At 44.3% G+C, this 395-nt stretch carries 1 protein-coding gene; it reads right to left on the bottom strand.

The features are described from left to right. Window positions 1-395 (bottom strand): Ig-like domain-containing protein (locus tag CL42_RS16345; protein ID WP_035271137.1); only part of this gene is annotated, 395 nt, incomplete at both ends.

Below are 395 nucleotides of genomic sequence, written 5' to 3'. Positions count from 1 at the left end.
CAGTTGTATCTACAGTTAATTTGCCATCCGCAGTTTCAGTCGCAGTATTACCCACCGCATCTTTCGCTTCAGCTTTAACTGTATATTCACCTTCTGGTAATTCTTCAGTCGGTGTGAACGTCCAGTTACCTTCTGGATCTACAGTCGCATCACCTGTTGCTACAGGGTTGCCATCTTTGTCTAAGATTTCAACTTTTACTGTTGCACCTGGCTCAGTCTTACCTGAGATTGTTGGTGTAGTATCGTTTGTTGGCTTAAGCTCATCGATGGTTAATTCAGGTGCTACTGTGTCAACCTCGAAGCTCTCTGGCTGAGATTCACCTGTGTTACCTGCTTTATCTGTTGCTTTTGCAACTACGTCATATTCGCCATCTGCCAATTCAACTGATGGTGTG

The organism is Acinetobacter sp. Ver3 (genome assembly GCF_000632455.1).
In the GTDB taxonomy this organism is placed as follows: domain Bacteria; phylum Pseudomonadota; class Gammaproteobacteria; order Pseudomonadales; family Moraxellaceae; genus Acinetobacter.
This window is presented reverse-complemented; position numbering and strand designations above follow the sequence as displayed.